This window comes from Sulfurospirillum sp. hDNRA2, from assembly GCF_024206095.2.
Taxonomy (GTDB): Bacteria; Campylobacterota; Campylobacteria; order Campylobacterales; family Sulfurospirillaceae; genus Sulfurospirillum.
In genome coordinates, this window is record NZ_CP159800.1 from 1,896,423 (window position 1) to 1,923,331 (window position 26,909).

24 protein-coding genes are annotated in these 26,909 nt (G+C 44.0%); 15 read left to right on the forward strand and 9 right to left on the reverse strand.

The genetic code is table 11. The features are described 5' to 3' along the window. Window positions 1-12 precede the first annotated feature (12 nt). The 8 genes from NL930_RS09345 to NL930_RS09380 form a co-directional block, all read right to left on the reverse strand. Window positions 13-663, reverse strand: coding sequence for a hypothetical protein (locus NL930_RS09345; protein ID WP_254376505.1), 651 nt, complete (start codon window positions 661-663; stop codon window positions 13-15). Then, window positions 647-3,034: a cytochrome c biogenesis protein CcsA gene (gene ccsA, locus NL930_RS09350; RefSeq protein WP_254376969.1), complete on the reverse strand. Its 2,388-nt coding sequence runs from the start codon at window positions 3,032-3,034 to the stop codon at window positions 647-649. Before ccsA ends, NL930_RS09345 begins: the two co-directional genes overlap by 17 nt. A 101-nt stretch (window positions 3,035-3,135) precedes the next feature. Next, on the reverse strand, window positions 3,136-4,683 hold the full coding sequence (nrfA, locus tag NL930_RS09355; protein ID WP_254376506.1) for an ammonia-forming cytochrome c nitrite reductase: 1,548 nt from the start codon (window positions 4,681-4,683) through the stop codon (window positions 3,136-3,138). A gap of 14 nt (window positions 4,684-4,697) precedes the next feature. Continuing rightward, the gene (nrfH, locus tag NL930_RS09360; RefSeq protein WP_254376507.1) at window positions 4,698-5,231 is read right to left on the reverse strand and encodes a cytochrome c nitrite reductase small subunit; all 534 of its coding nucleotides are present in this window, start codon (window positions 5,229-5,231) and stop codon (window positions 4,698-4,700) included. A gap of 232 nt (window positions 5,232-5,463) precedes the next feature. After that, window positions 5,464-6,102, reverse strand: a complete 639-nt coding sequence (locus NL930_RS09365) for a Crp/Fnr family transcriptional regulator (RefSeq protein ID WP_254376508.1) — start codon at window positions 6,100-6,102, stop codon at window positions 5,464-5,466. An 87-nt stretch (window positions 6,103-6,189) separates the two neighbouring features. Beyond that, entirely contained in the window at window positions 6,190-6,921 is a 732-nt protein-coding gene (locus tag NL930_RS09370; RefSeq protein ID WP_254376509.1) for a hypothetical protein, read from the reverse strand. A gap of 3 nt (window positions 6,922-6,924) precedes the next feature. Continuing rightward, the gene (locus NL930_RS09375; RefSeq protein WP_254376510.1) at window positions 6,925-7,845 is read right to left on the reverse strand and encodes a cache domain-containing protein; all 921 of its coding nucleotides are present in this window, start codon (window positions 7,843-7,845) and stop codon (window positions 6,925-6,927) included. A gap of 82 nt (window positions 7,846-7,927) precedes the next feature. Next, window positions 7,928-10,282, reverse strand: a complete 2,355-nt coding sequence (locus NL930_RS09380) for an ATP-binding protein (RefSeq protein WP_254376511.1) — start codon at window positions 10,280-10,282, stop codon at window positions 7,928-7,930. Window positions 10,283-10,453: 171 nt separating this feature from the next. Between NL930_RS09380 and NL930_RS09385 the strand changes: the two genes are divergently transcribed. The 8 genes from NL930_RS09385 to NL930_RS09420 all read left to right on the forward strand — a co-directional run bounded on the left by NL930_RS09385 (window position 10,454) and on the right by NL930_RS09420 (window position 20,760). After that, window positions 10,454-11,890: a DASS family sodium-coupled anion symporter gene (locus NL930_RS09385; RefSeq protein ID WP_254376512.1), complete on the forward strand. Its 1,437-nt coding sequence runs from the start codon at window positions 10,454-10,456 to the stop codon at window positions 11,888-11,890. Between the two features lie 18 nt (window positions 11,891-11,908). Then, window positions 11,909-12,619, forward strand: a complete 711-nt coding sequence (locus NL930_RS09390; protein ID WP_254376513.1) for a response regulator transcription factor — start codon at window positions 11,909-11,911, stop codon at window positions 12,617-12,619. A 150-nt stretch (window positions 12,620-12,769) separates the two neighbouring features. After that, window positions 12,770-14,023, forward strand: a complete 1,254-nt coding sequence (locus NL930_RS09395; protein ID WP_254376514.1) for an OprD family outer membrane porin — start codon at window positions 12,770-12,772, stop codon at window positions 14,021-14,023. Window positions 14,024-14,156: 133 nt separating this feature from the next. Beyond that, a complete protein-coding gene (locus NL930_RS09400; RefSeq protein ID WP_254376515.1) occupies window positions 14,157-15,458 on the forward strand; it encodes a hypothetical protein in 1,302 nt (433 codons plus the stop codon). Between the two features lie 314 nt (window positions 15,459-15,772). Beyond that, window positions 15,773-18,013, forward strand: coding sequence for a glutamine--tRNA ligase/YqeY domain fusion protein (locus NL930_RS09405; protein WP_254376516.1), 2,241 nt, complete (start codon window positions 15,773-15,775; stop codon window positions 18,011-18,013). Beyond that, the gene (locus tag NL930_RS09410) at window positions 18,013-18,849 is read left to right on the forward strand and encodes a glutamate--tRNA ligase family protein (RefSeq protein WP_254376517.1); all 837 of its coding nucleotides are present in this window, start codon (window positions 18,013-18,015) and stop codon (window positions 18,847-18,849) included. The genes NL930_RS09405 and NL930_RS09410 overlap by 1 nt, the downstream gene beginning before the upstream one ends. Further along, on the forward strand, window positions 18,846-19,142 hold the full coding sequence (locus NL930_RS09415) for a YggT family protein (protein ID WP_082006823.1): 297 nt from the start codon (window positions 18,846-18,848) through the stop codon (window positions 19,140-19,142). The genes NL930_RS09410 and NL930_RS09415 overlap by 4 nt, the downstream gene beginning before the upstream one ends. Continuing rightward, a complete protein-coding gene (locus tag NL930_RS09420) occupies window positions 19,132-20,760 on the forward strand; it encodes a lytic transglycosylase domain-containing protein (RefSeq protein ID WP_354672754.1) in 1,629 nt (542 codons plus the stop codon). The genes NL930_RS09415 and NL930_RS09420 overlap by 11 nt, the downstream gene beginning before the upstream one ends. On the opposite strand, the gene NL930_RS09425 is transcribed toward NL930_RS09420, so the two are convergent. Then, entirely contained in the window at window positions 20,702-21,190 is a 489-nt protein-coding gene (locus tag NL930_RS09425) for a hypothetical protein (protein WP_254376519.1), read from the reverse strand. The two genes, NL930_RS09420 and NL930_RS09425, sit on opposite strands and share 59 nt — an antisense overlap. A 77-nt stretch (window positions 21,191-21,267) precedes the next feature. On the opposite strand from NL930_RS09425, the gene mobB reads away from it, so the two are divergent. From mobB to NL930_RS09460, 7 genes are all read left to right on the forward strand, one after another. Next, window positions 21,268-21,765 (forward strand): molybdopterin-guanine dinucleotide biosynthesis protein B, encoded by a 498-nt coding sequence (gene mobB, locus NL930_RS09430; protein WP_254376520.1) that lies wholly within the window; start codon window positions 21,268-21,270, stop codon window positions 21,763-21,765. Window position 21,766: 1 nt separating this feature from the next. Continuing rightward, a complete protein-coding gene (locus tag NL930_RS09435; protein ID WP_254376521.1) occupies window positions 21,767-22,606 on the forward strand; it encodes a class 1 fructose-bisphosphatase in 840 nt (279 codons plus the stop codon). Beyond that, window positions 22,596-22,793 (forward strand): hypothetical protein, encoded by a 198-nt coding sequence (locus NL930_RS09440; protein WP_254376522.1) that lies wholly within the window; start codon window positions 22,596-22,598, stop codon window positions 22,791-22,793. The genes NL930_RS09435 and NL930_RS09440 overlap by 11 nt, the downstream gene beginning before the upstream one ends. A 152-nt stretch (window positions 22,794-22,945) precedes the next feature. Then, the gene (metG, locus tag NL930_RS09445; RefSeq protein WP_254376523.1) at window positions 22,946-24,883 is read left to right on the forward strand and encodes a methionine--tRNA ligase; all 1,938 of its coding nucleotides are present in this window, start codon (window positions 22,946-22,948) and stop codon (window positions 24,881-24,883) included. Further along, complete coding sequence (locus NL930_RS09450) at window positions 24,880-25,890, forward strand: hypothetical protein (protein WP_254376524.1); 1,011 nt, start codon at window positions 24,880-24,882, stop codon at window positions 25,888-25,890. Before metG ends, NL930_RS09450 begins: the two co-directional genes overlap by 4 nt. A gap of 14 nt (window positions 25,891-25,904) precedes the next feature. Next, entirely contained in the window at window positions 25,905-26,327 is a 423-nt protein-coding gene (gene ybeY, locus NL930_RS09455) for an rRNA maturation RNase YbeY (protein WP_041961983.1), read from the forward strand. Further along, window positions 26,328-26,906, forward strand: coding sequence for a DJ-1/PfpI family protein (locus NL930_RS09460; RefSeq protein WP_254376525.1), 579 nt, complete (start codon window positions 26,328-26,330; stop codon window positions 26,904-26,906). Window positions 26,907-26,909: the final 3 nt, after the last annotated feature.

Here is a 26,909-nt window from a genome sequence, read left to right on the forward strand (position 1 = left end):
ACTCTTTGGGTGTTATTTTGTAAACGTTGCGTTTTCAACGATTATCTTATAAATATACCCCGAACCGAAATTTTTGTCAACGGCAACCATACCCGTCGCGGTCACGATATCACCGACTTTGGGCAATTCTTGAGACGTAAAAACGATGCGTCCGACTTCACGGTTCACGCCCGTACCGTCTTGGATGTGAATCCAATTGCGTCCTAAAATCGCGGAAGAGGCTTTGACGACTTTGCCACGAATCGTAACGCTTTTACCGCTCAATTGCGTTCGTTGTTCCCACGCCTCTTTCACGCTGAGCGTACCGTTTTGCCGATAAGGCGATACTTCGACGTACGCGTTAATCAATGCAAGATTTCCCGCTTCTTGAACGTGGGTGCGGTATTGAAGATTGGAAGCGAAGACCAACTCGTCAAACGTGCGACCCAACGCCTTACTTTCAAAATTTTTAGCCTTCATCTCCTCTTGGAAACGGACTTCCGTACCTTTATCGAGCGAAACGCCCTCAACCGCGATCCAATACCGTTTTTTCGTATCGTCGATCTGCAAGTAGGTGTAACCGCCGCCTTGCATCACGTCGACGACGACGCCTTCGTAAATATCGCCTGCGTGGAGTCCGACGCAACAGGCAAGTGCGACTAAAATGCTATACAGTAGTTTCATGATTTTCCTTTAAAGTTTTATGAGGATACGATGCGACGATCAAGGCTAGCGTTCCCGCAAGGCAGGCGTACACCCAAAGAGGTACGGGAACCGGATCGCCCGAAGCGTACGAATGTTTGCCCGCCAAATAAAAATTGACGCCGAAATACGTCATCACGATCGCGCTAAATCCCAAAAGCGATAAGACGGCAAAGAGATACGGCGAGTAGAGCTTGGGAAGAAGCCTGACATGTAAGATGATCGTATAGACGATAATCGAAATATACGCCCACGTCTCTTTAGGGTCCCAACCCCAATACCGACCCCACGATTCGTTCGCCCATACGCCGCCTAAGAAATTGCCGATAACCAAAAGGCTCAACCCGATAATCAAGGTAATTTCGTTGATCAACGTGAGGTGTTTGATGTGGCGAACGATCGATTCGGAAGGCTTACATGTAAAGAGAATAAGCGTGAAAAAACCCAGCGCGCATCCCAAAGCCAAAAAGCCGTAACTAGCGGTAATAATCGACACGTGAACGGAGAGCCAAAAGGATTTTAGCACCGGAACCAAGTTCGTAATTTCCGGATCGATGTGCCCCAAATGCGCCGTAAACATAAAAATCGCCGCCATCATCACCGATCCGGCAAGCGCGAACATAAAACGGCGTAAAAAAAGCATGCAAAACAGCAGACACGACCACGCGATGTAGACGATGGATTCGTAGGTATCGCTAAAAGGCGCGTGAGCACTGACGTACCAGCGCAACGCCAAGCCGAACGTATGCAAGACAAAGAGCGCGACAACGACGCTAAAAAGCACACGATCAAACCGACATGTAAAAAACTTCGGCGCAAAAACGCGCCCAAACGCAACGCATAACAACAAACATCCCACCGCCATATACGCAAGCGTTAAACGCTCGAAGAGCATCAGTTTATTGTAAAAAATTTCCACGTTGATGTGCGTCTTTGAGGGCATCACGTCCGCGCCGTATCGGTTTTGAAACCGCGTAAACGTGTCGACATGTAAAAGAGCTTTGTCGTAATCGCGCGCAAACAACGCTTCGATAAAGGCGGTCGAACTCTCCTGTAAAGCCTGTGATTCTTCGACGTTAATTTGCGTAAACATCGACTCAAAAGCAACCCACGTACGGTGTGCGTCGTTTGGAAGCGGGAAAATCTTAAACAAAACGCCTTGGTAAAGCATAAAAGCGATGCTCAAACGCTCGTCCGTTTTAATCAAATCGTTCTCGTAAACGCCCCGATGCGAAGGTTTCATCTCCAACGCTTTTTGAAGTTCGGTTTCGAGTTTGTAGCGGTATCCGTCAAAAAAATCGTCAAAAGACGCCAGTTTTTGATCACTCGCAATCCCGATCAATGCGCGAAGTTTAGGCGTTTTCGTTTGTATCATCGCCTGTTTTTTCCATAAACTCGGATGCGAGAGCATGCCTAATGAAATTTGCGTCGGGCTCATACCCTCAAGCGTACTTTTGCCGCTTAGTTTGTAGAGCACTTCTTGCGCCAAAGTATCAAACGGTTTCATACGTCCCATGCGCGACTGCACGACGACTTTTCCAAAAGCGTTCGCGACCTCAAGGCTCTTTTCGCGATGCTCGTTCAAATAGTTTTGCACGTAGTCGCTTTGCGAAAAAAGCGGTATTTGAGTGCTTATGAGCAGCAAAACGAGGCTTAACATACTTTTTTGGGCTTGCGCGATGAGGATTCTAAAACGCGATTTGGGATCGAACAGATTTAACATCAAACCCAAAAACAACAAAGCGTATCCGACGTAAGTCACTTCCGTGCCGGGGTCTTTGGTCACCGAGAGGATCGTTCCTTTTTCGTCGGGATCGTAAAAAGTTTGAAAAAATTTGTAGCCTTTATAGACCAACGTACGGTTCATCGCAATCGTATCGTCGAAACGTCGATCGCCGTCGATCACCGTGACATTGCTCTCATACGACGAAGGTGCAGAGCTTCCGTAGTAACGTTCCAAAACGAAATCGTTGAGTTTTAAAGCAAAGGGCAGTTTGATGATGTCGCTTTTTTCATTCGAGACGATAAAATCGACCGTGGCGTTTTCACGAATTTTCATCACCCCTTCAACGCCGAAATAACGCGTCAATCCTGCACCGAGCGCAATCACGATCAACGCAACGTGAAAGAGAAATTTGGCACGATGCAAAAGGTATATGCGCGTACGCGCTAAGACCGACGCGAGATTTAAACACGCCGCGGCAAGCAACGCTTCATACCACCACGTATTGTAGACGTACATGCGTGCGCTTGCCGTACCGAAATCGTTTTCGATAAACGTCGCCGCCGCCGCTCCCAACGCAAGAAAGCTTAAAAGAAAAAGCATGGTTTTGTACGAGCCTAATATCTTCATCAACACGGATTTGCCTTTATGGGATACGAAAATAGCTTCGACGTAAGCGGCTTTAGTATAACATAAAAGACGAAGGGGAAAACTCCCCTTCGTTTAGTAGATTACTTTTTATTCCACGAAGATTTACCGTTATCGATCGTATCGGCATCTTTGTAAAGCTCAGGGTTGGCTCTACCTTTGGCTTTCGCCTCTTTTTTCCACTCTTGTTCCAACGTTTGTTTAAACTTCATTTTTTCGGCTGAAAGTGCCGCCATATCGACTTTGGCTAAAGATTGCGCTTTGGCTTTGGTATCGAAATCCGGAGCGATATAGTCCATCACGCCGTGTTTAGCAAGTACGCCGACCAATTTGATGCGCGCTTTTTGAGCATCGTCGCTACCTGCGGCAAGTAAACGTAAGGTCTCTTCGGGAGCGTGGAAGAAGTTTCCGTGACCCGCGATCGCCATATCGACTTTAAATTGACCGTGGCGAATGAGTTTACGAATCTCTTTAAGCTCGTCGTCATTAGCACCCGCTTCGATCGCTTTTGCCGTTTCAAGGTGTGCTTTTGCCAAGTTGTCCAATGCGACTTTATTGAGGAACTCTTTACGCTCGTATTTTTGATGAACGATGCCTTTAAGTTTCTCTTCGCTCTCTCTATGGCAGTTCATACATGTACGATCCATCGCTTTAAGCGGATTCATCAAGACTTGGTGATCGGAGTATTTAACCGCACCTTCTTGCGTATAAGGCATATGACAGTCTGCACATGAAACGCCTTTTTGTCCGTGAATTCCGGTTTTCCAGAACTCGTAATCGGGGTGTTGCGCTTTGAGCATCGGTGTTTTAGAAAGGCTATTCGTCCAGTCGGAGAAGCCGATTTTGTCGTAGTATTCGATCATCCCTTCAACGCCGGCATTTCCCTCTTTACCGATACCGTTATGCCATGGATAAGTCACGACCATCGCCGTTTTTGCTTCACCTTTCGCATCTTTCCAATCTGTTTTTTGGAAGTAATACTCTACGTGGCATTGCGCACAGACTAAAGAGCGTTTTTCTTGGTGGGTGGACTCTTCAAACGTTTTCAAACCTGCCGCTTGTAAACCTCGGTTGAGTTGAGGAACGCTGGCGCGAAGCTGTGCGGTTTTGTCGTCGTGGCAGTTGCTACAACCGATGGAGTTAACCACTTGAGAACCGTATTTGGCCCATTTACCCGTAAAATATTCCAATTCGCCGTCTTCTTCGATCAAACGAGGAACGTCCGGAGATTTACATGTCCAACAAGCTGTCGGAAGCGGTCCCGTTTTAGCATCGACGGGAGCTCCCGTACGAAGACTGTTAACGTTATCTTGTACCGCATAGTAGTGTCCGCGAGGAGAGTTGTAATCTTTTGAAAATGCATAACCCGCCCAAATAACGCCAAGGGCCGGATCTTTTTCCAACATGTCGGTAAACGTGTCGTATTCTTTGGTTTTTTTCCAAGAGTCAAACTGACGTGGATAGTATTTTGCCCACTCTTCACTTTTTGCTTTTCCCTCTATGCCTGCTTCGCTTGGTGCTTTAGCAAGTTCGACTCTTTGCTTCTCTTTTTCGGTGATATTGCCAGCCAATAATGCCATTGCGCCGATAGCAACCAATGAGCCAACCAGTAATACTTTGAACTTATTCATTTTGTACCTTCCTTTTACTGTACTTCTTTAACACCCAAATTATTCGGTGTCGTGGTAAGACCTCTTACTTTGCCGTGTGGCACGCCCTTATGACACTCCCAACAACGTCTACCCGTAGCGACGCTTGGATCGTCATAATTGTGATTGGCATCGGCATTTTTAACCATTTGTGAGGTTAAACTCGCATGACACGAAATACAATTCTCCTGAACTCTCTTCGCACCGTCGTCACTGATCTTGATCGCATTTTTGTACGTATTGAACGTAAACGCTACGCTATGGTTATACCCGTCACGTGCTTTGGCGATATACTTATTCACGATGTTGTCGTGCGGTAAGTGACAATCGATACATCCAACCTCTCGTGCGTGTGAACTGTGTTGCCATGTCGCGTATTGCGTGTTCATGACGTGACAGTTGATACAGGCTTTGGGATCGCTGGAGAGATACGACAACGCTTTAGACGCATGTACCATATAGGCCAAAAAGCCGATGGCGACGACGAAAGCTAAAAGTGCCGCGTACTTTAGGAAATTACTCTTTTTCACATTTCCTCCTTTGATATTCTATGTCGCTTCGTATCGAAACATCAGCGACAACGCCTTATTCGACCCAAATACAAGATATAACGCTTTCTTGTATCCAAAGACTTACAACCTCCTATTATTAATTTATTATTAAACAAACAATATAGTAAAAGTTATAGAGCTATTGTATAAAGAAAGCCGACAAAAAACCTTGACCTATGTCAATAATATGCAAACGGAGTATTGAAAAAAGTTATAGCATTTCTTGAAGTCTGTCCCTATTTACGATGCGAATATGATTTTCGTCGCCGACTTCGATGAAGGCTAAGGCTTTAAATTTGGAAAGCGTGCGCGAAAGGGTTTCGGGCGTGAGATTCAAAATAGAGGCAATTTGAGTATTTTTGAGCGTTTTAAACAATTCTTCGTTTTCCAAAAGAAATTTGGCGACCTTCGCCTCGGCGGTCAAAATGACCTCTTTTTGGATTACGTCGATCAAGATTTTATGCTTGGCGATCAGCGATTTGATGATTTCAAAGGAGATGTCGGGATTTTTGAAAAAATCTTTTTCCAATGCTTTGTAGTCGATGCGAAGCACTTCGCTATCACTCATAAACTCCGCAGTCGCGGGATAAGGAATATTTTCAAAATGCGCCAATTCCGCCACCAAACCTCCGGGATAAAACTGATGCAAAAAGATCTGCTGACCTTTATGGTTGGTTTTATACACTTTAAGCGTACCTTGAAGCAACACGTGAAGGTATACGGGCTCATCGCCCTCGTAAAAAAGAATCTCTTTGGCACGATACTTTTTAACCGAAGAGATTTTTTTCAGTTTTTCAAGTTGGGTATCGCTAAGATGCGAAAAAATAGCAATATCTCGAAGTCTATCCATTAGTGCGTCCTTCTAAGTATGGAATCCTAATGGTAGCAAAAAAAACGTAACATGTAAGAATGAAATCCTTACATGTAAAGCACGTTTTTAGTAAATATACCCGATTTGTAAAAGCAATTTAGTGGAGCGTTCGCTTTCACTCTCTACCTTTTCACCACCGATGATTTTTAACACACGCCCCATCGCAATAGAATGCCGAGCCTCTTGTTTTTCTTTACTCGACCAATAAAGCCCTACGGGGAAATTATTTTCATCCACTCGAAACCACATATCGCCGCTACCGATTCCATCTTTGCCCGCAACTCTCGTATCTTTAGCATGTTGACCTCTTGATGCGTCGATTACGCGAATGCGATAAAGATATGCCTCTTCTTGAACGGGTGTTTCGGCAACAATCACGATATGCCCCGTATCTTTTTTGCGTAACATAGGATCATATTTCCATACGATTATATCGCCGCGTTTCAACTCAGTGACGGTTCGTACTGCCGTCCAATACGCATTGGGCATTGTTTCCAATGTTTTAAAATAGTCGTAAAAGTTTTGTGCCCTTGCATGGCTATGATGGACATCTTTGGGGATCATGCCTAAGGCGATAGGTGCTCTTTTAGATAAAACATAACACACCAATGAAGAACAGTCCATACGGTAATAACCTCTTTTTTCGTCAATCACTGTTTTATGATCATAATGGCTCTCTTGATGCGTTTGCAATAAATAATTAGCCTCTTGAAAAACCTCATCCGAGCCTGTTCCGTAGCTACGCGTGATGCCCAAACAACAAAGACAAAAAACCATTAAACTCGTGAATGCTTTCATAAGTTACCCGTGATTACTATATTTATGGGTCATTCGCACTAAGACCATAACCGTTAAGACTATCATCAGTATTCCCATCGTCCAGTAGAGCTTTAACATATTATGATTAAAAGCATAGGCCTTCTCATTTTCAACCGATACGACAATGAACCAACCATTGTATAATTCTCCAAATGTTATAAGCTCTTTTCTACCTTCAAATGCATAATTGTAAAAACCTTTTTTATAAGTCGCCATATGTTCATACATCTGTTTTAAAGCAGTATTTTGCTCTTGTAACGAAACATTAATCATCGATTTATCCGGATGAATAATAATTTTACCTTGAGCATTGACAAGAAAAGCATATCCTTCTTCCGTATGAATCCCTTTAATCTTACGGTACAATTTATTAACATAAAACGATGCGGCTACAACACCTTGTTTTACTTGGTTCACATATACGGGAGTCATAATAGTGACCGTCAATTGATTGCTGGCAAAGCCGACAAAAGGCTCTGAAACAACGACCGTCGTAGCCGCAAGTCCTTCTATGTACCACGATCTACTACGAGGATCATACCAATCCCTGCTAAGTTCCTTACCCGTATCGTATATCATTCTACCGTCTTCTAAGCCGAAGTAGACTTGAACGGCATTGATGGCTTTTTTAGAACGTGCTAAAATAGGAACGATTTCCTCTTTGTTAAAAGGTGCGTGCATTTCAAGCTCTTTTGCCACATCTTGCACTTGACGCATACAAGGCTCCATCCATCCATTGATATCGGTTTGAAGCGATTTCATAATACTCATCTGTTTTGCGGTAATCTCTTTTTCCAAGTACGATTTCATTTTAAAATACGATACGCCGCCAAAAAGTACTAAAAAAAAAGTGAGTAAAATGCCTGCGACAAAAGCAACGCGTTGATTAAATGTCCATAACATATAGTGCCTCACATGTGAAAATTTAAGGATAACGCAACATGATGACGATAGCTAAAAAAAGTTGCTTTAAAGTTGCTTGCGTTCATAGGATATGAAACCTTGGAACCGTGACACAAAACGCAACTCCGTTCTCCACATTTCCTACCGTAATCATGCCTTTCATATTATTTTCAATAATCATACGCGACATAAAAAGTCCAATTCCGGTACCGTTACTCTTCTCTTTAGTAAAAAAAGGTTCAAAAATATGGGAAAAATCTTCATCTTTGATACCTCCCGCATTATCGATTACAGAGACTTTTGAATATTCCGCATTTTGATCGATTTCAATCGTAATATGTCCTTTGGCGATTGCTCTTGCGATCAAAATATCTTTTGCATTGGAAAGCAAGTTGATGATCACTTGAGCATACTCATTTTTGAGCCCGTATGCCATGGCATCAGGTACATGTTCAATCACTTCTAGCGTAATACGATGATGGTGCAGTGTCGCTTTCATAATGTTAATCGCTTCCGTCACTACTTCGTTAACGCAAAAAGCACTTAACTCTTTTTGCGGTAAAAAAAAGTTTCTAAAATCATCGATAGTGCGAGACATGAATTGAATGACCCGATTTGAAGAGGTAATCGTCTCGACTACGTCATGTTCCGTCACTTTAGTTTTAAAATGAAGCGCTGCTTGAAGATCCATCAAAATAGCCGATAACTCCATTAAAGGCTGACGCCATTGATGGGCTATATTGCCTATCATCTCACCCATACTTGCGAATCTACTTTGGCGGTACATGACCATATCTTTTTCACGGCTGATTTCCACTTCTTTTTTAATACGCGATTCGAGTTCGTGGTTGAGTATATCAAGAGATTTTGTGGCCTCTTCCAAACGACTTTTTTTAAGCCTAATTTCAAAATAAAGAGCAAAAGCAATAGCAGAAAAAAGCGTAAAGAAGAGTACCAATTGTAAAATAACCTTATAATCGAACCCTCGAGGTGAACGTTCAGGAATCCATTTGTGAATCAAACGATTCATCTCATTTTTTAAAACACTTTGCGTGGATTGTGCTAAAATAGAGTAAAGAAGTCGATTCTCCGATAAGAGTGCGAACCCTACGGGCATCGTAAGAGGAATTTGGGCTGAAACTTTAAGGTTATCGGCAATGTGATAGGCAAAAAGATGCGAAACCGTAAAATTAGAAGTAATTAAACCGTAATACTGCCCTTTTTCTACACCTTTTAGACTTTCCAAGTCCGTATCAACCAAGGTAAGTTTTAAGGAGGGAAACAGTGTGCGTAAAGGAGAAATCATAGGATGATCTTTTTGTATCACAAAAGAACGATCTGCAATCTCTTTAAAATCTGATACGTACAGTCTATCATCGGTGGTTAAAACAACCAAAGGCACTTGTAAAAGAGCGGGGGTAAAGGCTATTTGAGAATCAGCATCCGATAAGCCGCTCGACATTGCAATAAAATCGCATTTTTTACTGACAAGCTTCAGAATAGATTCTTCTTTAGAGTGTGTGGGAACAAGCCGAATAGGAATATCTAAGCTTTTTTCTAACAAAGCTATTACATCGGCTCCAATTCCATTGTAACGATTTTGTGTGATATTACCATAAGGCGGGTCATCGGGAACGGCACAAAATGTTAAGACATGTTGTCCCATTAAGAAAAATTTTTCTTCTTCATTTAACGGAACTTTAATATCGGTTTGACGAAAAGAGTTTGAGGGGAAAAAACGATTTCTTGCAAAAACAAGCTCCTTATAATCGATTTCAGCCATCGCTTTATTTAAAATAGAGATCAAAACAATATTCTCTTTAGCCGTCGTTAAAAACATTTTAACCATTGAAAAATCTGCATTATTATGCATAGGAATACTCTGTAAAGTCGTAATCCTTTTAGATTCTAAATGAGCCGTAAACAGTTCATGCAAACCAATAGCCAAATCGGCTTCTTGTTCAGCCACTTTGGTAACCGCCTCTTCTACGCTATTAACGATTTCAATGCTCGCATCCGGATTCTTATCTTTGATGATGGCCGAAAAAGCATCCTCTTTTAACATAACGATACGTAATTTTTCAATAGACTCCAATACAGGAGAAAGCTGATAAATTTTTGGCATCAACAATGCAGGCTGTAAGACACCGATAGGAAATTTGCTCAATTGAAACATCTGATCGTCTATAGGATCAAACGTAGGGAAAAGCGCAATATCTAAAACGCCGGAAGAAAGTTGTTTTTTCGCTTCCGTACGGGAAATATCGGTTACGAAATGAAGGTCGACATCAAGTTTCTTGGCTAACAGTCGTAAATAATGAATCGCATAGCCATTAAGATAATTATCGTATGTATAGCTATAAAAATAGACGTCAGGCTCGACGTAAACGTTTAAAATAGGTTTTGTATCAATATAGGCTTTTTCTTTTTTATTCAAAAACGTTTCCGTTCCACCGAGCAGAACAGACGACGACACTATAGCCAAGATCACAATACAATAAGAGAGTCGCTTCATGACAATTATCATAACATACAAAGAAAAAAAAGCTTATTAGCGACTTTTTTTGCTTATAATAACATTACTTTCTTTGACATGTAAGGACTTAAGATGCACGATTACGTCAAAATCATCCCCGTTCTTTCCATTGCCCTAATCGCATCTATCGTATGGTTTATCAGACCGGATGCTATAGAATTACACTCATGGCATACGTTGATTATTTTTCTCAGTACTATCGTAGCCATTATGTTTAATGTCATGCCAATGGGGGCTATCGGTATTTTAAGTATTACCGTTTTTGCTATCACGGGAGCCGCCGGTGCCATCTCCTCAAAAAAAGCCCTCACGGATGCGCTTAGCGGCTTTAACAGTGATCTTATTTGGTTGATTGTCATTGCCTTTTTTATTGCGAGAGGATTCATTAAAACAGGGCTCGGCGAACGTATCGCACTTTTAATGATTTGTTATTTTGGAAAACGTACTCTCGGTCTTGCATATGCGCTTTCTTTCGCCGATCTTATCCTAGCACCCGCCACGCCCAGTAGTACCGCTCGGGCGGGCGGGGTAATGTATCCTATCGTCAATGCGCTTGCGTGTACGTTCAAATCTTACCCGAATGACCCTACGCGAAAAAAAATGGGTGCCTATCTTATGATGTGCATGAGTCATATCAACGATATTACGGGAACACTCTTTATTACGGCTTATGCCGCAAATCCGCTCATTGTTAAATTTGCTAGTAGCTTTGGTGTTCAGCTAAGCTGGGGAGATTGGTTTATTGCTGCGAGTATTCCAGCCCTTATCTCTTTGTTTTTTATTCCTATTGCACTTTATTTTATTATGAAACCACATATTGAAGAGACGCTTGAAGCGCATCGCTTTGCCACTCAAGAGCTTGCAAAAAAAGGAGCCCTCTCTTGGGAGGAACTCATGATGGGCATTACATTTTTAGGTGTTTTACTCTTGTGGGTTTGTGGGGCAAATTTTGGTATTCATGCAACAACAACGGCATTAATCGGTCTTTCTATCCTGATTGTTACGGGAGTATTAAGTTGGGATGATATAAAAAGTGAAAAAAATGCATGGGATACGCTTATTTGGCTCTCTGCTCTCCTCATGATGGCAGAATTCTTGCATAAATTAGGGTTTACGAAATGGTTCGGTACGGCTATCGGGGAACATTTACATGCGATGGCTTCAATGCATTGGGTTATTATTTTGGTTGTTCTTAATGCAATTTATACTTATACACACTATTTTTTTGCCAGCGGTACGGCACAAGTAGCCGCATTATACGTAGTTTTTTTAGGAGTGGGCGTTAAACTGGGTATTCCCGCTTATCCGTTAGCCCTACTTTTAGGATTTTCCAGTAGCTTATACGGCTCATTAACGCCTTATACGCATGCTCGAGGCGTTATCTTATTTGAGTCTGGATATGTCACAAAAAAAGAGTGGCTAAGTGCCGGATTTATCATTAACCTGCTTAATCAGTTGATTTTTATTGTCGTCGGTCTAGCATGGTGGAAAATGGTTGGGCTGTATTAAAAAGAACAAGGATAAACAATGCCGTATTATATAGACAATGATTTTTCTCTACAAACAACCCTCAAATCTCTTCACATTTTGTATATCGAAGACGATGCCTCTATTCGGCTTACGCTTACCAAAGTACTGCATTACTTTAGTAACGTTGTCTTGGCTGTTGACTCCGCCGAAGAAGCCATGAAAATTTATGACAGTTTTCAACCTGATATTATTATTTGCGATATTAATTTACCGGGTATCAATGGTATAGACTTGGTAAAATGGATACGTAATTTTGACGACAAATCTCAAATTTTTCTTTTAACCGCTTATACGGATAAATCCTATCTTTTAGAAGCCATTAAACTCTCTTTGGTCGATTATCTTACCAAACCGATCGATTTTACCGTCTTAGAAAAAACACTCAAAAATGCTGCTCGTAAAGTTATTCAATATAAAAAAGTCAATGTACGTTTTATCTCGGGTGCAATCTATTGCTATCAGCAACGTAATATTACGTTTCACGAAAAAATATATTCCCTTACGGCAAAAGAAGTCAAGCTATTAGATCATCTTATTGTCAATAAAAGCCGTATGACGTCCAAAGAAGAGCTACAATCAACGCTTTGGGAAGATGATATGGGAAGCGAAAGTGCTTTTAAAAGTCTCATTAACAAACTTCGCTCCAAAATAGGCAAAGAGTCTATTGAAAATATTTCAGGCGTAGGCTATCGTATCCTTTTAGCTTGAAAAATATTTTACGTTGTCCTTTAGATACTTTTCTTACTACAATTTACCTCTCAAGCTATTTTGCAAACAGATCCAAAAAGCGACTTTCCAGAAACTTTTTTCTCCTAAACTTCGTATGTCTTGAAAATCATTTCACATAAGGAGAAAGGTATGAAATTAGCTAAACTTAGTTTGGCGGCTATCGTCGTTGCTGGTCTTACCACCGGTTCATTTGCAGCAGAAACTCTTGCCGATGCGTTCAAGGAAGGAAAAATCAGCGGAGAACTTAGGGCATGGTATATCGACCGAGATAAAGATCTTGCCAATTCCAGCTCGGATATTTTCTTAACAGGCCTTCAACTGCACTATAATACAGGTACTTTCTATGGCTTTGGCTTAGGATTCACGACACAAACAAGTGCGGCACCTTTTGCGGATGAAACGGCAAAAGAAGTATTCGGAACAAACCAAAACGATGATCTTTACGGTTCAGGTACTCAACTTTCAGAAGCATATATTACTTATACTATCGGTAAAACAACCGCAAAAGTGGGACGACAGTTTATTAAAACCCCGTTGATCGGAAGTAGTACATCCCGTATGATTACGCAATCGTTTGAAGCAGCATTACTCACAAATACGGATCTTCCAAATACTACCGTTATGGTAGGTGCCGTGAGTAAATTCCAAGATCGAAGCGACGGAGAAGGCGGCGTCGGTCAGTTTGAAGAACTTAACAAAGACCATGATTACGCCTATACCGCAATGGTTGTTAACCAATCAATCCCTAATGTCGAACTAACCTTCCAGTACTTAACCTTTGACGACGATTCAAAAGGCTCAACGGCAAGTAGTCGAATCCAAGGCTATCAAGATTACTATTTTGAAGCCGAGTATACAAACAAATACAATAGTATCAACTACGGAATTGCCGCAAATTACCTATATACCGACTGGGAGCATTACGATGAAGCCACGATGTACGGCGTAAAGGTGAATCTCGGTTACGACAATTTTAAAACGTACGTAGCTTATTCTTCCATCAGCGACGACGAAGGCAGCAAGGGTGTCAAAGCAGGACTCGGCGGCGGCGCACAACCTAATTACGTAAAAGGGAAACAAGTACGCGTCGGAACCTACAGTTCCGATACTTCTGGCTACAGCGTAGATGCTAACTACAATTTTAAACAACTCGGTCTTAGCGCCGGTGCTCGTTATACCAAACTCGACGTTGCTTCAAAGCCGTCAAATCAAAACGATCAAACGATTACCGACTTTTACGGTAGCTACAAGTTTGTCGGTGCACTTAAAGGATTAGAAACCGAACTCCTTTATACCATCCTCGGCGACGAGTCTGCAAAAACAGCGGCGGCAGGAACAGGCAAAGGCGAAGAACTTTGGTTTAAAGCCAACTATAAATTTTAGTCTGCCCTTTTTGTGAATGGCTTTGAAAGCGGTACTAACCGTTCTCAAAGCCTATACTAAAGAGAACACTATGGAGTATCGTATTATGAAATCTCAATGTACATTATCATCATTTTTAATTCGAAGTAGTCTTTTGGCAAGTATCGTTATTGCTTCTTCTTTTGCAGAACCGAAACTTCAACCGTGTCCTTCTGAAGTGAAAAACCTTCCGGAAGGTACGACATGCTGGGCAGGACAAGATGAAGCAGGTGCCTATTATTGGGTCGCAAAACCTAAAGAATGGAACGGCAATCTGGTTTTACACTCCCACGGAGGTCCGGCACTTGGGAAACTCCCTAAAGCAGAACGTGCCATCGAAGATCTTGAACGCTGGTCCATTTGGGTACGAAGCGGTAATGCCCTCGCCGTTACGTCTTACAGGCAAGGTGGCGTAGCACTTATGTCGGCGGCTGAAGATACGGCACGTCTTTTGCCGATTGCTTCGAAGCTTGTCGGAAAAACTAAAAAAGTCATTTTACACGGACAATCCTGGGGTGGCGGTGTTGCGGCGCGTGCTGCCGAGATCGGAGGTCCACTTTCCAAAGTAGAGCCGAAAATCGATGCCGTATTGCTTACCAGCGGTGTTTTAGCAGGCGGAACAAAATCCTATGACTTTAGGCTTGATTTAAGAGTCGTTTGGCAGGCTATTTGTGAAAACCATCCGCGTGCCGATGAAGTTCAATATCCGCTTTGGCAAGGTCTTGCAACCAAAGATGCTAAAATGAGTAAAGAAGACCTAACACAAAGAGTCAATGAGTGTTTAGGGCTTAACAAACCGGAAGCTGAGCGTTCCGACAAACAAAAAGAAAATCTTAAAACCATTGTTAACGTCATAAAAATCCCTGAAAAAAGTATTCAAGGGCATCTCACTTGGGCGACACAACATTTTCAAGATATTATTTTCAATCGATTAGACGGACGTAACCCATTCGGGAATGAACATGTCAAGTATGTCGGTTCATCTAACGATGAAGAACTCAATAAAAAAGTACTTCGTTACAAAGCCGATCCGGCGGCAGTTACCGATTTTGGTAGAGATACAAATCCAACCGGAGATATCGCACTTCCTATCATTACGATGCGTGGGATCAACGACCCTATAGCCTTTGTCGAACTTGCCGATACGTGGGAAGAAACGGTTGCAAAAGCAGGACATTCAAGCACGATGGTACAACTCTATACGAACGACAAAGAGCACAGTTATCTTAGTGATGCACAATATATTGCAGCAATGAATGCTCTTGTGGCATGGATTGAAACGGGTAAAAAACCGACACCCCTGGAAATATCACAAAAATGCGGTATGCTTGATTCCAAATGGCATCCGACAACGGATTGCCGTATGATGCCCGAATATAAACCGTTGCCTCTTTCAAGTCGCGTACCGACACGCTAAAGATTTTTCTCAGAAGAGCATGATAGGTGCTCTTCTGAATTCTCGTCGAGAAATGGCATGAATATGAATACTTTCCTTTGGTTGATAGTTTTTGTAAATATCGTACTAATATCGTGGTCAGCGTTGATTATAAATTTTATCGATAAACATCGTCGATAAACGGTTTCGGCTATCATCATTTTCCTTAATTACAGATACTTTAATCCCACATAAGATAAAATAACCTATTCCTTAAATCTTGTTCATTCATCTAGCGCTAACGCTTGATAAAATAAAGATTTGCAAGAGTCATCAATCAAAAAGGTTTGAAGAACATGAGCGAGAACAAAGATTTTTTACGCGTCAAAGTTGAAGAGGATTTGAAGTCCGGTAAGTATCCAGAAGTGATCACGCGGTTTCCTCCCGAGCCCAACGGATTTCCGCACATCGGACACGCGAAGTCTATCTGTATCAATTTCGGCATTGCGCGCGATTACCTTGGGCATTGTAACCTTCGTATGGACGACACCAACCCGACCACCGAGGACATGCGCTACGTCGAAGCGCTCAAAGATGCGGTCACATGGCTGGGCTTTTCATGGGCAGACGAAGTGCGTTTTGCCTCGGATTATTTCCCCAAAATCTACGACTATGCCGTACAACTGGTGAAAATGGGCAAAGCCTACGTCGATAGCCTGGGCGAAGAAGAGATCCGCGAATACCGTGGAAGCGTTACCGAAGCCGGTCGCCGAAGCGTGTATGCAAATCGTAGCATCGAAGAAAATCTAGACCTCTTAGAACGCATGCGAAAAGGCGAGTTTAAAGATGGCGAACACGTTTTGCGTGCTAAGATCGACATGAGTGCCGCCAATATGAAAATGCGCGATCCGCTTTTATACCGCATCCGCCACGCGCACCATTTTAGAACCAAAGATGAGTGGTGCATCTACCCGATGTACGATTTTGCGCACTGTTTATCGGACTACATCGAGGGCGTGACGCACTCCATATGTACGCTGGAATTTGAAAACAACCGCGACATTTACGACTGGGTTTTAGACGCTTTAGAGCTCACCCCGCCTCGCCCGTACCAATACGAATTTGCGCGCCTTGGCATGAACTACACGGTGATGAGCAAACGCAAACTTTTGGAACTGGTAAACGGCAATTACGTCAACGGTTGGGACGACCCGCGTTTGCCTACCATCGCAGGCTACAAACGAAGAGGCTATACGCCCGAAGCCATCATCGCATTTTGCGACCAAATCGGCATCGCTAAAGCCAATTCGATGGTCGATGTGGCACAATTGGAATTTTGCATTAGGGACGATCTCAACCCCAAAGTACCCCGCGTTATGTGTGTGATAGACCCGCTCAAAGTCGTCATCGAAAACTATGAAGGCGAAGAGGAGATCGATGCGTCGTATTACCCGCACGATGTACCCAAAGAGGGTTCACGTAAGCTTCCTTTTTCGCGTGAGATTTACATTGAGCGAGACGATTTTTCGGAAAATCCTGTTGAGGGCTATTACCGTCTGACACCCCATCAACCCGTACGTCTTAAGCATGCGTACATTCTTACATGTAAAGAGGTCATCAAAGATAAAAACGGAAAGATCATTGAGATCAAAGCCGTGTATCACCCAGACTCCAAAAGTGGCACCGATATGAGTGGTATCAAAACCAAAAGTGCGATCCATTGGGTGAGTGCAAAGCACGCCAAAAAAGCCGAAGTGAGACTGTATGAGCGTCTGTACAAGGTCGATGCACCGGAAAACGTGGAAGACCTCAATCCCGATTCTTTACATGTCATCCCAAATGCCTTTATCGAACCTGCGGTCATCACCGAAAAACCGGACGTGCGTTTTCAGTTTGAACGCCAAGGCTATTTTTACGCCGACCCCATCGATTATACCGACGAAAAACCTGTCTTCAATAAAATCGTAGGGCTTAAAGATTCGTGGGCAAAAAAGAGCGAAACCGCAAAATCTTCCCCCAAAACAGAGAGCAAAAAAGCACATGTTGAAGGCGATGTGGCACCCATGAGTGACGATGAAAAAGCACGTTTTGAAGCGTACACGAAAAGCGGGCTCAACAGCGAGATCGCCAATACGTTAGCACGCGATGCGGAACTCTCTCGTTTTTACGAAGCAACGCTTTTACATGTAAAAAGTCCAACAAGCATCGCCAATATCGTAGCCAACGATGTTGCACGCGAACTTAAACGCGAGGTTGAGTTGAAATTTGGCGCCAAAGAAGTCGCCGAATTGGTTTCGATGATGGACGAAGGCGTGATCTCCAGTAAGATCGCCAAACAGGTCTTTGAAACAATGGCACAAACAGGAAAAAATCCGACTCACATCGTCGAAACACAGGGGCTCAAACAGATCAGCGACCCTGCTCTTTTAAAACCGTTGATCGACGAGGTGATCGCTAAAAATCCCGAAAACGTCGCTAAATACAAAGCGGGCAATACCAACCTTTTTGGCTTTTTTGTAGGACAGGTACTTAAAAACAGCGGCGGCAAAGCCAATCCGAGCGTAGTGAATACCCTCGTGGGCGAGGCATTGAAATAATGTACCGATGGTCATTTTCTCCGATGCGTGACCTAAGCCTTAACGATCTTCGTATGGCACTGTTAAATTTTATCGCCGCCAAGCAAGCCAACGAGCCTTTCATCGTGCGCGTTGACGATGCCGATAAAGGACATGGCGTTGAAGATAAAGAGCACGATACTTTGGATATGTTGGCACTCTTTGGTATTTCGTACACACAGTTGTACTACCAAAGCCGCAATTTCAAATACCACCTCCAGTTTGCCTCCACGTTGTTGGATCAACACAAAGCCTTTATCTGTTTTTGTCCCGAAAACAAAACCCCTTACGACGGTACATGTGAAAACTTAAGCTCCGAAGAGGTTTTGAATAACCCCAATCCGTTTGTCCTTCGCATGAAAAAACGGACAAAAGACGAAGATAGCTTCGTCATCATGAAAACCGACAAATACCCCACGCCGCTTTTTGCCCGTGCGTGCGACGATATGCTCCAAGGCGTTACGACGATTATCGACGAAGAAGCCCACCGAAGCAACGCGCCTCAAGAGGAGTGGATTCGCAAAAGCTTAGGGTACGATCAAGCGATGCACTACGCGTACGTTCCGGCGTTTCAAGACGCAAAGCAGAGCGTGCAAGGGCTTTTAGACGAAGGTTTCATACCCGAAGCGATCGCCAATTACCTGCTGATGCCAAACCGTATCCTCACGTTGGAAGCCATGATCGCGACATGTGATCCGCAAAGTGATCTTCTTACTTCGTTCGAAATGGAGACGCTGCGTGCGATCAACCGTGAACATATTCAAAAACTAGACGATTCTCAACATGTTAAAAAATATCCGAAGGAGATTCTCAAATGATCGTATTATCTACTCTCGTTGAAGCGTTAGCCTCCTTATTGCATACCGTCATCAACATCTATATTTGGATCGTGATTATCGCGGCATTGCTTTCGTTTGTCAGACCCGATCCGTACAATCCGATCGTTCAAGTCTTGTACCGCTTGACGAACCCCGTTTACGCATTGATTCGCCGTTACGTTCCGACCTTGATCGGCGGTATCGATTTAGCACCGCTCATCGTCATTTTGGCGTTACAATTCATCGACTTATTTGCCGTAAAACTCTTATTCGCGCTTGCCAATGCTTTATAGATTCGTATTAAGCCTTTGCTTTTGCTTGCCGCTTTTGGCAAGCGATCCCGTGACGTTGGCCTTTTTTCAAGATAAGCCTCGAAGCCTCGCGAAAGATTTTTACATCTACGAATACCTGCAACGCCCCGAAACAACGCCGCAAGAAGCTAAAGCGTTGTTTAGCGCGGTGCATACGATGAACATGCGTTTTTTTCATCTCTTTGCCAAAAAGATGGACAATCCGACCTACAAGAAAATCTCTAAATGCGTCGATTTGGACGTCAACGCCCTTTTAAAAGAGGATAACGAATGCTTTAACATCGGCATTACGCTCAATAAAATCAGCGCCTTAGCGAAAACGCAATTGCCGCTTATTCTTTCCAAACTCTCGGCGAAAAGCACGTTGATTCCCATTGTTAAACTGATGCAAAGCGACGACGTTTACGCCGAGGCACTCAAAAATCCCGACGCTTTTTTAACGCTTTTCAACGGCAGCATCTCCGCGTATAAAGACGGTATTTTCGACCAAACATCGTTGGATTCGGCTTACCTTAGTGCCCTTTCAAATAATCCGAAATTTAACGCTTTTGCGATGAGCATCGTGCAAAACGACAAACTCGATACGCTCCGAGAGTCGCTTCTTCACTTCAAGCCTTCCTTACATGTCAAGTCCAAAACGCTCTTTTATTTAGGTCTCAACGCACTCCGATACGCGCAAATCGATCAAGCGATGCTCTTTTTTGAACAAAGTATTGAGAGTGCTTCCAAACAAGAAGAGAAAGATAAAGCGCTTTTTTGGCAATACCTTGCGTCCAAAAACGCCAACGCCTTGCAACGCCTCGCCCAAAGTCGCGACGTCAATATCTACTCGCTTTACGCACGCGAAGCGTTGGAACTTCCTTTTCCCGAAATCGTTTCGCCCGTTTTTGAAGGCTCGCATCCGAGCTTTGACGTGAGCGATCCTTTTGCATGGCCACGCGTCATGAACCGCGTTTATACGATGAAAAGCGAAGAGGTACAAACCCTAGCCCAGAGCTTTCGTTACGCCGATACGTTGCCGCATTACGTTTATTTGATGGAGCGCGTCACGCATTACGCTAAAAACTACTATCCGATTCCCTACCCCGAAGAGATCTCCGGCTATTCGACGCACCGCCAAGCCTTGATGTTGGCGATCGCCAGACAAGAGAGCCGTTTTATCCCCTCGGTGGTTTCGACCTCTTACGCGCTGGGTATGATGCAGTTTATGCCTTTTGTCGCACGCGACATTGCCGCAAAAGAGAAGATAGAAGATTTTGATATTAAAGCGATGTTTCATCCGCATATCGCCTATTTGTTCGGCAATATTCACCTCAATTTCTTGGAAAAGAGTCTTTACCATCCGCTCTTTGTTGCGTATGCCTACAACGGCGGTATCGGCTTTACGAAGCGTCATTTACTAGGAGGAGCGTTTAAAGAAGGGGCGTATGAGCCCTTTTGGAGTTTGGAGACGATGCAAAACGAAGAGAGCCGCGAATACGGTAAAAAGGTGCTCGCGAACTACGTCGTTTATCGCGAGCTTTTGGGAGAGAGCGTTTCGATTAAAAATCTTTTTGAAACGTTGCTGATACCCTCTGTGACCGATCGTTTTCGAAACTAATCTCCATTTTGATCGTTTCGGTTTTCGGAGCCTCGACCAACACGTACTTCGTCCACCCGTTGGACGACGGTACGAGTTTTAACAAAAGATCGCCTTGTTCTAAGGGCGTCACGGAAAGCGCCTTTTGCCCGTTAATTTTAAAATTTTGAAGCATAATCGGTAAAGTCGGTCCATCGCCGGTCGCCAAATAGGTCCCGACGATAAATTTTTCGCTCTCTTGGTTCACGTCTTCGTGCGTTAAAGGATTTAAATACGTGACCGTCACGAACGTTTTGGAGGTTGCGGAGTTGACGATTTCCAACTTTTTCGAGTTGGTCATACTGTAATCGAGAACTTTTTCATTTTCGGCATCCACGAGTTTGGATGCACAGCCGAACATCGAGAAACTTATTAAGGCGATTCCCATAAAACGATAAACTCTGTGCTGCATCAATTTAGACTCAATTTTTATTTGATATAATAAAACGTTTTTTTAAAAAGTCATCATAACATAAAAAGCAGGAAAAAATGAAGTCTTTAGCCGTGGCATTCACCGGACCCTCCGATAGTGGGAAAACAACGCTCATTTTAAAAGTGGCGGCACTTTTAAAACGCGATTATACGCTCGCCATCGTCAAAAACGATCCAAGCGACAAAGCACACTTCGACGTCGAGGGAAAGGACAGTTGGAAATTTTCGCAAACGGGAGCGGAGGTCGTCGTCACATCTCCGACGCGTACGACGCTTTTTTCAAAACGCCACAAAACGTTAGACGAGATTATCGCGATGCTCGGCAATTTCGATTTTTTACTCGTCGAAGGGCTTAAAACGTTACCGCTACCGCGCATCGCCGTTTTTCGAGAAAAACTCAATGAGAGCTACTTTGACTGTTCCGACGCCATCGCCGTCGATGAAACCGTCAACCTCAACGATTATGCGCTCCCCTCGACGATTACGATACTGGATTTAAACAACCCCGAGCAAGTCGTTGCTTGGATTATGCAAAACGCTAAAAAGGTACGATAACATGACAGAAATTTACGAAGCGATAAAGCGCTCCGCCGCACGCATCAAAGAAGCCATCGCATTTGACGATACGGGATACTCCGAAAATATCAACTCAACGGGCGATACGCAGTTGAAACTGGACATCAAAAGCGATCTGATCATCGAAGAGGAGTTTGCAAAAGTCGCTTGCATCAAAGAGATCGTCAGCGAAGAAAAAGAGGGAAAAACCCCTTTACATGTAGACGGAATTTACAGCATCGGATACGATCCGTTAGATGGTTCGAGCCTTATCGACGTCAATTTGAGCGTAGGCTCCATTTTCGGTATTTACGAAGGCGGTTTTGCGGGTACAAACCTCAAAGCGGCAGTTTACGTCGTCTACGGACCGCGCGTCGAATTGGTCATTGCGCACGAAAACGTTACGCTTTACCGCTTGAACCAAAAAAGCGAATTTGTTTTGATCAAAGAGATCAAACTGGGAGCTAAAGGCAAACTCAACGCTCCGGGTGCGACGCAAATGGGTTGGGAGCCGCGTCATAAAGCCCTTATCGACGCCATTTTCGCAGACGGCTATCGCTTGCGTTACTCCGGCGGCATGGTTCCGGACTTGCACCAAATTTTGCTTAAAGGCGGCGGATTGTTCTCGTATCCCGCCACCAGCGACGTACCCAAAGGCAAGCTTCGTATGATTTTCGAAGTGTTTCCGTTTGCTTTCGTTTACGAAAAAGCCGGCGGTGCCGCGATCAACGGAAAAACGCGTCTGTTAGACCTCACGCCTTCACATCCGCACGATACGACGCCGTGCTTTTTCGGCTCTCAAACGGAAATAGAACGCGTTAAGCAGTGCTATGCAAAGTGACGTAAGCGATATTTTTGAACAGACGCTTCAAGAGAAAAAAAGCGAACTTCAAGCATGTCAAAAAGCCAAAAACGTTTTGACATGTAGCGACTGCGACAAAATGTTCGAATGCGAAACCCGCAAAGCCTACGTCAAGGCGGTTTACGAGAGTATGTCCAAAGGTCAAGGCGGCGGATTTGAGTTTTGAGTTTATAGTGTTGACACGTTTTTAAAGTAAAGTTTTAAAAACTACGTTAACATCGGGCAATCCTCAGCGAAATGCCCGCGCACCTTCGGTGCTCTAAGTCTTTGCAAACTATTTTTTGTAAAATGCTAATCAATTTTTAACTAGGAAAAACGATGTCCCAAAAAGCTTATATTACCACCCCTATTTATTACGTCAACGACGTACCGCATATCGGACATGCGTACACGACGATTATCGCCGACACGATGGCGCGTTATTACCGTTTGAAGGGCTATGAAACATTCTTTTTAACCGGAACCGACGAACACGGTCAAAAAATCGAAGAAGCCGCCAAAGCGCGCAACAAAACGCCTCAGGCCTATGCCGACGAAATCAGCGGAAAATTTCGTGCGTTATGGGATAGCTTTGAAATTAGCTACGATAAATTTATCCGTACTACCGACGCCGAGCACAAAGCAGGCGTTCAAAAAGCGTTTGAAGTGATGTTTGCAAACGGCGACATCTACAAAGGCGAGTATGAGGGTCATTATTGCGTCAGTTGCGAAACTTTTTTTACCGACACGCAACTGGTTGACGAAGACAAATGTCCCGACTGCGGTAAACTCACGCGCTTGGTCAAAGAGGAGAGCTACTTTTTTAAACTTTCTAAATACCAAGAAGACCTCATCCAATGGTACAACAACGATGAAAAATGTGTCCTTCCCAAAGGCAAAAAAAATGAAGTTATCAGCTTCGTAAAACAAGGTTTGCGCGATCTTTCCATTACGCGTACGAGTTTTGACTGGGGCATCAAACTTCCCTCCTCCATGAACGATAGCAAACACGTGATGTACGTTTGGCTGGATGCGCTCTTAAACTACGTCACCGCCTTAGGATACGGTAACGACGAAAAGAATATGCACTTTTGGCCCGCAACCGTTCAATTGGTCGGAAAAGATATTTTGCGCTTCCATGCGATCTATTGGCCGGCATTTTTAATGAGCTTAGGGCTTGCTTTACCCAAACATGTCGCCGCACACGGTTGGTGGACGCGCAACGGCGAGAAAATGAGCAAAAGTAAAGGTAACGTCGTCAATCCCAAAGAGGTCGCCGACGCATACGGATTGGAAAATTTCCGCTACTTTATGCTTCGCGAAGTGCCCTTCGGACAAGACGGCGATTTTAGCCAAAAAGCCTTAATGGATCGTATCAACTCCGACCTCGGAAACGAACTGGGCAATCTTTTAAACCGTATCATCGGTATGAGCGGCAAATACAGCGAAGGTATCGTTACGTCCAAAGACGTCGAAACCTTTCATGCGGCGGAACTTAAAGCGGTTGAGGAGATTTTAAACAACGTCGAGGCTTATTTGCAAGAGATGCAAACCAACCGCTATTTGGAAGAGCTTTGGAAAACCCTCAGCATCGCAAATCAAGCCATTACGGTTCACGAACCGTGGGTCAAAATCAAAGAAGGCAAAATCGACCAAGCTTTGGCGCTCGTCGCACTGGTATCTAATATTTTGGCACGCGTGAGCATTTTATTGCATCCGATCATGCCTAGAACCACGACGACGATCGCCCGTGCGCTCGGTTTTGAAATTACGACGGCCGCATACGACCGTTTTGTGCTTCGCAAAGACTTTTTAGACACGTTTACCATCGAGAAAGTACCGCCTTTATTCCCGCGCATCGAGGAAGAGTTGATGGCGCAACCCACACCGCCTGCCCCCGAAGCGACGCCGACACCGGTAAAAAATGCCAAAAAAGAGCATAAAGCCGAGTCGATCATCACGATCGATCAATTCTTTGAAACTTCACTCAAAATCGGAACGATCTTGGAAGCTAGCATTGTAGAGGGTAGCGATCGCCTCTTAAAACTCACCGTCGACGTTGGAGAAAACGAACCGCGCCAAATCGTTGCGGGCATTCGAGAATACTACACGCCAGAATCGCTCATCAATACTCAAGTGTGCGTCGTCGCCAATCTCAAACCGGCAACGATTAAAGGACTGCTTAGCCAAGGAATGCTTTTAGCGGCTAAAGATAAAGAAGGCCTTTGCCTGATTCGCCCCGAAAAACCGCGCGCAAACGGCGCATCCGTTGGATGAAAATAAAAAATTTCGTCCGCATCGTCGACGGTAGGCTTCGAACCGAACCGCCCGTCGATGCTTTTGCTTCGATTCAATTTGAACTTTCACGCCTGATGTCGGGCGATCTTTTTATCGACACTCAAGCTTCCAGACAAACACTGCATGCCGCTATCGACAAAGGCGCTTATGCCGTGCTAAGCACGCTTTCTTACGTCGATGAAGACACCGAATGCGCATGGATCGAAGTCGATAGTATCGAAACGACGCTGGTACGATTGTTGCGCTACCTCATCAACGAAAAGCATCTACGTCTTTTTCTGTTTTCGCCGATCCAAGCCTCTTTGTTCGAGCATCTGCATACGCCTAAACAGTTGAAACGGCTCAAAGGCGATCTTCTCTTCATCGCACGAACGATTTTACAAGCTAAAGTTGACGACGCTTTTTATACGAGCGACGATGTTCTCGCCTCTAAAATCGCGCCCGATGTCCTACGTATCCAGACCGCATTATCGTCTTTCGTACCGGTGAACTCCAAAGGTATTTTTTTAAGCTCCTTTCACTATCACGAACGGTACTTAAACGAACAAAAATTGCCGGCGCATTACGTCGAAGAGTGCTTATCGCTTCTGTCTTTTTGCGACAAACACTCCTTGGCGTACGCCGTGGAACAACTCACGTTTTGCGAGCATTTTTACCCGCAGTTTGTGACACCTTCGCTTGCGAGAAAAGAGTTCGGAATGAGCGATCGTGCTTTGATTTTCGAGCCTAACGCCTCTTTAATGCCCAAGCATTTTGACTACCTTGCCCATTGCGTCGATTCTTCGACAACCGTGCTCTGCCTTCCGGAAATAAGCGATTTTACGCCTCCGACCGACACGTTTAAGACGCTACGTTTTGAAACGTATGAAAAACTGAAAGAGACACTGGCACGCACGCGTTTTTCGTACGCTTTGATTTTAGGCGACAAAGAGTCCTTTGAGCCGTTTTACGCAACGGCGATTACACGACAACCGACCCTCTTTTAAAGGAGTTTTTTAGTATGTTAAGTATTGATAACAAAGGAGCGATAGCGCTTCCGGAAGCCTTATTGGAACGTATTTGCGCGGAGCATACCGACAAAGAAGTCGAATTGGTCATCGTCGATGCAAAAAGTATGCATGCACTCAATCTCGAACACCGCAACGTCGATAAAACCACCGACGTCTTAAGCTTCCCGATCGACGACTTTCCGCACTCACCGCTTGGCTCTATCGTGATTAACTACGAACTTGCTTTTCAAAAAGCTACTGAGCTCGGACATGAAAAGGAAGAAGAAATCGCACTTTTATTTATTCACGGCTTGCTACATCTTTTGGGATTCGATCATGAAACGGATCACGGAGAGATGCGAAAAAACGAAGAGGAGTTGATTTTCCGTTATGCGCTTCCCAAGAGTTTGATCGTACGTACGGAAGAGGTTTAAATGCTTCACATCGGTATCGTTATTTTTCCTCAGGTCGAGGAGCTTGATTTTGTCGCACCGTTTGAAGTGTTAAGCTATATGAATAAGATTCAACCAAACAGCACGCGCGTTTTGCTGATCGCTCCAAGTTTGGAGCCGATAGAAGCTTTTAACGGTCTTAAAATTATCCCTCACGAAAGCTACGAAACGGCACCTTCGCTTGATATTTTAATTTTCCCCGGAGGAAAAGGTCGCATCCGCTGGATGAAAGATGCGTCGACACTTGCCTTTTTACATCGACAGTACCCCTCTCTTTCCTACCTTGCATCCGTATGCACGGGGGCTTTTTTTCTTGCCGAAGCGGGACTGCTACAAGGGAAAAAAGCGACAACCCATGCTAAGGCTTTTAACGAACTTGCCGATTACGGCGTTCAGGTCGTCTCGTCCAAAATCGTTTGTGAAGGAAAAATTATCAGTGCCGGAGGCGTTAGTTCGGGATTGGAACTTGGATTTTATCTTTTAAAAGAGCTTTTCGGTACACAAGCGGCACGAGAGGTTGCGGAAAATATCGAATACACCGTCGATATAGACACTTTGTAAACG

Bases quoted from the DNA above. Each gene is read 5' to 3' on its own strand.
- NL930_RS09345 (WP_254376505.1), bottom strand. From the start codon at position 663: ATGAAACTACTGTATAGCATTTTAGTCGCACTTGCCTGTTGCGTCGGA.
- ccsA (WP_254376969.1), bottom strand. From the start codon at position 3,034: ATGAAGATATTAGGCTCGTACAAAACCATGCTTTTTCTTTTAAGCTTT.
- nrfA (WP_254376506.1), bottom strand. From the start codon at position 4,683: ATGAATAAGTTCAAAGTATTACTGGTTGGCTCATTGGTTGCTATCGGC.
- NL930_RS09365 (WP_254376508.1), bottom strand. From the start codon at position 6,102: ATGGATAGACTTCGAGATATTGCTATTTTTTCGCATCTTAGCGATACC.
- NL930_RS09370 (WP_254376509.1), bottom strand. From the start codon at position 6,921: ATGAAAGCATTCACGAGTTTAATGGTTTTTTGTCTTTGTTGTTTGGGC.
- NL930_RS09375 (WP_254376510.1), bottom strand. From the start codon at position 7,845: ATGTTATGGACATTTAATCAACGCGTTGCTTTTGTCGCAGGCATTTTA.
- NL930_RS09385 (WP_254376512.1), top strand. From the start codon at position 10,454: ATGCACGATTACGTCAAAATCATCCCCGTTCTTTCCATTGCCCTAATC.
- NL930_RS09390 (WP_254376513.1), top strand. From the start codon at position 11,909: ATGCCGTATTATATAGACAATGATTTTTCTCTACAAACAACCCTCAAA.
- NL930_RS09395 (WP_254376514.1), top strand. From the start codon at position 12,770: ATGAAATTAGCTAAACTTAGTTTGGCGGCTATCGTCGTTGCTGGTCTT.
- NL930_RS09405 (WP_254376516.1), top strand. From the start codon at position 15,773: ATGAGCGAGAACAAAGATTTTTTACGCGTCAAAGTTGAAGAGGATTTG.
- NL930_RS09410 (WP_254376517.1), top strand. From the start codon at position 18,013: ATGTACCGATGGTCATTTTCTCCGATGCGTGACCTAAGCCTTAACGAT.
- NL930_RS09415 (WP_082006823.1), top strand. From the start codon at position 18,846: ATGATCGTATTATCTACTCTCGTTGAAGCGTTAGCCTCCTTATTGCAT.
- NL930_RS09420 (WP_354672754.1), top strand. From the start codon at position 19,132: ATGCTTTATAGATTCGTATTAAGCCTTTGCTTTTGCTTGCCGCTTTTG.
- NL930_RS09425 (WP_254376519.1), bottom strand. From the start codon at position 21,190: ATGCAGCACAGAGTTTATCGTTTTATGGGAATCGCCTTAATAAGTTTC.
- mobB (WP_254376520.1), top strand. From the start codon at position 21,268: ATGAAGTCTTTAGCCGTGGCATTCACCGGACCCTCCGATAGTGGGAAA.
- NL930_RS09435 (WP_254376521.1), top strand. From the start codon at position 21,767: ATGACAGAAATTTACGAAGCGATAAAGCGCTCCGCCGCACGCATCAAA.
- NL930_RS09440 (WP_254376522.1), top strand. From the start codon at position 22,596: ATGCAAAGTGACGTAAGCGATATTTTTGAACAGACGCTTCAAGAGAAA.
- metG (WP_254376523.1), top strand. From the start codon at position 22,946: ATGTCCCAAAAAGCTTATATTACCACCCCTATTTATTACGTCAACGAC.
- NL930_RS09450 (WP_254376524.1), top strand. From the start codon at position 24,880: ATGAAAATAAAAAATTTCGTCCGCATCGTCGACGGTAGGCTTCGAACC.
- ybeY (WP_041961983.1), top strand. From the start codon at position 25,905: ATGTTAAGTATTGATAACAAAGGAGCGATAGCGCTTCCGGAAGCCTTA.
- NL930_RS09460 (WP_254376525.1), top strand. From the start codon at position 26,328: ATGCTTCACATCGGTATCGTTATTTTTCCTCAGGTCGAGGAGCTTGAT.